At 34.7% G+C, this 5441-nt stretch carries 6 protein-coding genes; 4 read left to right on the top strand and 2 right to left on the bottom strand.

The features are described 5' to 3' along the window. Window positions 1–75 precede the first annotated feature (75 nt). The 4 genes from ACH2CJ_RS15595 (at window position 76) to gpmI (ending at window position 4201) form a co-directional block, all read left to right on the top strand. Entirely contained in the window at window positions 76–1419 is a 1344-nt protein-coding gene (locus ACH2CJ_RS15595) for a hypothetical protein (RefSeq protein WP_394993879.1), read from the top strand. 38 nt (window positions 1420–1457) lie between these two features. Further along, window positions 1458–1952 (top strand): low molecular weight protein-tyrosine-phosphatase, encoded by a 495-nt coding sequence (locus ACH2CJ_RS15600; protein ID WP_394993880.1) that lies wholly within the window; start codon window positions 1458–1460, stop codon window positions 1950–1952. Window positions 1953–1964: 12 nt separating this feature from the next. Beyond that, window positions 1965–2486: a hypothetical protein gene (locus ACH2CJ_RS15605; RefSeq protein WP_394993881.1), complete on the top strand. Its 522-nt coding sequence runs from the start codon at window positions 1965–1967 to the stop codon at window positions 2484–2486. A gap of 119 nt (window positions 2487–2605) precedes the next feature. Further along, window positions 2606–4201, top strand: coding sequence for a 2,3-bisphosphoglycerate-independent phosphoglycerate mutase (gene gpmI / locus ACH2CJ_RS15610; RefSeq protein ID WP_394993882.1), 1596 nt, complete (start codon window positions 2606–2608; stop codon window positions 4199–4201). Window positions 4202–4274: 73 nt separating this feature from the next. Here the strand turns inward: gpmI and ACH2CJ_RS15615 are convergent, their stop codons facing one another. Both ACH2CJ_RS15615 and ACH2CJ_RS15620 read right to left on the bottom strand, forming a co-directional pair. After that, window positions 4275–4817, bottom strand: a complete 543-nt coding sequence (locus tag ACH2CJ_RS15615) for a pyridoxamine 5'-phosphate oxidase family protein (protein WP_394993883.1) — start codon at window positions 4815–4817, stop codon at window positions 4275–4277. Between the two features lie 56 nt (window positions 4818–4873). After that, the coding region (locus tag ACH2CJ_RS15620; protein WP_394993884.1) for a molybdopterin cofactor-binding domain-containing protein at window positions 4874–5441 on the bottom strand (568 nt) is incomplete at its 5' end.

Here is a 5441-nt window from a genome sequence, read left to right on the forward strand (position 1 = left end):
TTTCTTTTTGAGTAAATCAAAAAGAGAAAAAAATTACCTAATAATATTTATAAAGGAAAAGTAAATAATATTCGCTTGACTGGACTTAGACCATGGACAATTATTTTTTCAAAAAAACTCAGTATTGCAAGTATTGAGATAGTAAATCCTAATGTCGAAATTATTCACGAAAAACAATCTTATAATTCGTTTAAAACTGGAAAAACTCCCTATCAGATTATTTCAAAATTTATTGAGTCGTTTTCAGTTGGAAAAATAAGTTGTCAAAATATTAATTTTGCTTATACTGATTTGTCGACATCAGAGAAAATCAATACAAATAGAATTGAAAACCTCGATTTAGAAATGTCAAATTTGTTAATTGACTCAGTTTCACACAAAGACAAAGACCGATTTTACTACTCAAAAGCATGTTTTTTTCGACTAAAGCAAATGCGTCTGCCTTCAGAAGACTCACTCAATGTATTAACTATTAATGACGTATTATTTTCTAGTAAAAACAAGGAACTGACTATACGAAAAATAGTTAATTTGCCTCGTTATAAAGCTTTGGAGTATGGCAATCGCTCGGGAGGACAGGACAGAGTCGAATCTATTGTAGAGAATGTTAAACTTACGAAAATTAATTTAGAAAAGCTTTTTGAGGAAAAGAAAATGTATGCCCAAAATTTGTGGATTAGTAAAGGAAAGCTTGAAGTTTTTGCCGATACCCGCCCATTTAAAGAAAATATTAAGGCTAATTACAAACCTTTTCCTCATGAAGCATTCAGAAAAATGGATATTAAATTTATGGTTGATACAGTCCATATCAATCAACTCAAAATTACTTATTCTGAGTATAATCCCGATACAGATTTAGTGGGTCATGTACATTTTAATAAAATTAAAGGTATAGCTTTGAATTTAACCAATGATACAATTCCATTACAAAAAAATCCCCATTGTTTATTCCATTTGAACACGGAGTTTATGAATAAAACTTCGGTTGATGTAAATTTTGATTTTAATATAGCCAGCTTAAACGGAGCGTTTGAGTGTGATGGGAAAGTCGCTAAAACGTCAGCAATAGACCTAAATCAAGTAACTAATGCATTGGCAATGGCAAAAGCCAAAGATGGCTTGTTAGATAGTTTTTCATTTACAATGTCAGGAAATAAAAAAGGTATAAAAGGCTCGGTTAAGATGTTATACCATGACTTAAAAGTAATAATGCTTCAAGACAAAAATCAAGATAAAGTATTAAAAAAGAAGATAATAATGTCTATTGTAGCAAATAACTTTGTAATCAAAAATGCAAATCCACTAAGGAACAAACCCGTAAGAGTTATCGCAATTAATTATCATCGAAACCCTTCTAAAGGCTTTTTCTTTGCACTATGGAGATTTTTATTGGTAGGCATAAAAGAAACTGTAATGTAAAAATAAATTTTATTGCCACTATTTTAATCTTAAAACTTATGATAAACATCCTTTTCGTGTGCCTCGGCAATATTTGCCGTTCGCCAATTGCCGAAGGCACATTTAGAGAATTAGTCAAAAAAAGAGGTTTACAAAACAAAATATCTTGCGATTCGGCAGGAACTGCGGGTTATCATATCGGTAGTTTACCTGACCAAAGAACCATCAAAAATGCCGAAAAAAATGGCATCAAACTAATCCATCGTGGACGTAAACTTTCGGAGGCAGATTTAGATACTTTTGACCATATTGTAGTAATGGACGAAGCAAACTTCAAAGATGTCAATGACTTTTATTATAAAACCAAGCATAAAACGCCTTCTGCTGATAAACTTTTTTTGCTCCGTGACCACGACCCCGAAACAAGAGGAATTAAAGAAGTGCCAGACCCTTATTATGAATCTGAACCATTTTTTGAAAATGTTTTTCAAATTGTATGGCGAAGCAATGAAACTCTTTTAGAATATTTGATAGAAAAACATCATTTAGAGTAAAGTAGATTAATTATGAATCTCCAACAAGAAATTCTCAAAGAATATTCCAAAACAAATGTCGATAAAATAAGCAAATATGTTGGTGGCGATGAGCAGCGTTTTGCTGAATTGATGCAGCTATTTCTTAATGGCGATTATGTGACTACTCAAAGGTCATCTTGGATTTTGAGTGAATGTGCGGCGAATCAGCCGTTTTTAATTCCTCCTTTTTTCAAGAATTTTATCGAAAAACTTCATGAACCAAATATCCATGACTCGGCAAGACGAAATATTATTAGAACTTGGCAATTTATTGAGATTCCAGACGAATATATCGGAGAAGTTTATGATATATGTTTTCACTATCTTTCGAGTAAAGAGGCAATTGCGGTGATAGTTTTTTCTATGACAGTTTGTCATAATATCACTAAAATAATTCCTGACCTAAAGCAAGAGCTATCTTTTATGATAGAAGACGTGGTATTGAAACACCAAAATAGCTCACCTGCTATTAAGAGTAGAGGCAAGAAAATTTTAGCAGAATTGAAGAAATAATGATTAAATTTGGAAATTATTTAACCAAAGATATTAACAAAATATTCATGTGCTTTTATCTAAGCCTCATTGCATGAATTATTTTAATAAATCCCCCTTTTGGGGCAGGGGTCAAACTTATGAGCAAAAAAGTAATTTTAATTATCCTCGATGGATGGGGAATTCCAAAAAAAGGAGAAGAGTGGCGTTCGGCGATTGATGCTGCCAATGTTCCATATTTTAGAAAATTGATGAGCGATTACCCAAATAGCACACTTGAAGCTTGTGGTACTGCCGTAGGTTTGCCCGAAGGACAAATGGGAAACTCAGAAGTTGGGCACATGAATTTGGGTGCGGGACGAGTAGTCTATCAAGAATTAGAAAGGATAAATATTGCCGTAAAAAAAGGAGAATTAGCCAAAGAACAAGTTTTGGTTGATGCTTTTCAATATGCAAAAGACAATAAAAAGAATGTGCATTTCATAGGTTTAGTGTCTGATGGGGGCGTTCACTCGCATATTGACCACCTTAAAGGACTTTGTAGGGCAGCAGATGATTTTGGTTTGGGCGATGATACATTCGTCCACGCTTTTACTGACGGAAGAGATTGCGACCCTAAAAGTGGAAAAGTTTTTTTAGATGATTTACAAAATACACTTCATCAAACTGGCGTTCGTCTTGCCACAATTTCGGGGCGTTATTATGCCATGGATAGAGATAAGCGTTGGGAGCGAGTAAAGATGGTTTATGATGCAATGGTCAACGGCATTGCGGCAATTGATGATACAATAGATCCAAAATCTGTAAAAAAACCAGATGATGCACGCATGAATATTGATTCTGACGATGTACAAGAAATGATAGAATATTACTATGATGAAGGTATTACTGATGAGTTTTTGAAGCCAATGGTTATTATTGATGAAAATACTGATAAACCAGTTGCAACAATAAAAGAAGGTGATGTAGTGATGTGTTTCAATTTTCGTACTGACCGTGGACGTGAAATTACGGAAGTGCTTACGCAGAAAGACCATCCAGATTTTGGCATGAAAGCATTGAATCTTTACTATGTAACCATGACAAATTATGACGAAACATACAAAAATGTTAAAGTCATTTACGAAAAAGACAATTTGAATAATACATTGGGTGAAGTTTTGGAAAGAGCAGGCAAGAAACAAATTCGTATTGCCGAAACCGAAAAATATCCACACGTTACGTTCTTCTTTTCTGGTGGACATGAGCAACCATTTGAAGGTGAAAGTCGCTTGATGTGCCCATCGCCAAAGGACGTTGCTACTTATGATTTGAAACCTCAAATGGCTGCTTTCGATATTGATAATGCCATTATTCCAGAATTGAAAAAAGGCGAAGTAGATTTTGTTTGCTTAAATTTTGCTAACCCTGACATGGTCGGACATACGGGTGTTTTTGGGGCAGTCGTTGCGGCAGTTGAAGTGGTTGATAAATGTCTAAAGCAAGTTGTTGAAACCGCTTTAGAAAATGGTTATACTTCTATTGTAATCGCAGACCACGGTAACGCAGATTATATGTTAAATGATGATAAATCGCCAAATACGCAGCATTCACTTAACCTTGTGCCTTGTATTATCGTTGATAAAGATGAGCGTTTTGATGTAAAAAATGGTAAATTAGGAGATATTGCTCCAACGATTTTAACGCTCATGGGCGTAGAAATTCCTAAAGAAATGACTGGTGAAGTATTGATTTAATAGTTTTAATAGAAAAGGTGGATATGACTTTTATAGCTATATCCACCTTTTTTGTGCTTTTCTTTTCACAAAATTATTCAAAAATGCCTGTTGGGTGTCCGTCAAAACTAATGGTATTTTTCTTATCCCAATATTCTTTTAAACCTTCTTCTCCTTGCTTTTTTGCCCAAGTTTTCAGTTCCTCTCTTTCCTGCTTAAAATCCATGAAAGGCACAGCCATTCCGCAAGATGTCTGAACAATTTGTACATCAATATCAATAATTTGCCTTGTACCATCAAGTTTTGGAAATAAATTGATGTACTCTGTCCATTCTTTATCTCTTTGATGATAAACTTTGCCTTTTCCATACAATCGCAAAATCAGGGGTTTTCCATCAAAAGCACAGAACATGATGGTTATTCGGTCATTTTCTTGCAGATGCGTAGCTGTTTCGTTGCCACTTCCAGTTACATTTAGCCACATTACCCGATTTGGACTTATCACTCGAAAGGTATCCATTCCTTTTGGCGAAACATTTACAGTTCCCACACTCATGGCTGTTGCTACAAAAAATATTTTTTGTTTTTCGATAAATTCGATTGTTTCTGGAAAAATTTGTTCTACTTTTTTACCCATCTTGTTATCTAAATAAAATATTAAAATGGGTAGAATTTTCATCCTCCCCATTCATATCAACCCAAATTAGTAATATCAAAAGGTAATTTTCTCATGCGTTTGCCTGTTGCCGCAAAAATCGCATTACCCAATGCTGGAGCGATTGGTGGTAAACCTGGTTCGCCAACTCCGCCTGGGTTTTCGCCACTATCAATGATATGAATTTCCATTTTTGGAGCTTCATTTAGTCGCATTATGTTATATTGATGAAAATTGCTTTGGTCGCAAACGCCATTCGTAAAAGTAATTCCACCTTTGATAGCTGCCGTAATTCCCATTACAATATTTCCTTCAGTTTGAGCTTTTACATGGTCAGGATTTACATAATAACCACAGTCAAGCACCGATACCACTTTATCAATATTTACACCATTGCCATTTTTAGAAACCGTAATGCAACAAGCCGAAATACTGCCAAACGAAGCAAAAACTGCTAATCCTTTGCCTTGTCCAGCACCTAATTTTTCTTTCCAATTGGCTTTTTCAGCAACAGTTTCTAATACCTTTCTATATCGTGCATCGTGTACCAAATCCAAACGTGCTTCGAGTGGGTCTTTTCCTGCCAATTGAGCCAATTCGTCAATA

The organism is Emticicia sp., assembly GCF_043780375.1.
In the GTDB taxonomy this organism is placed as follows: domain Bacteria; phylum Bacteroidota; class Bacteroidia; order Cytophagales; family Spirosomataceae; genus Emticicia.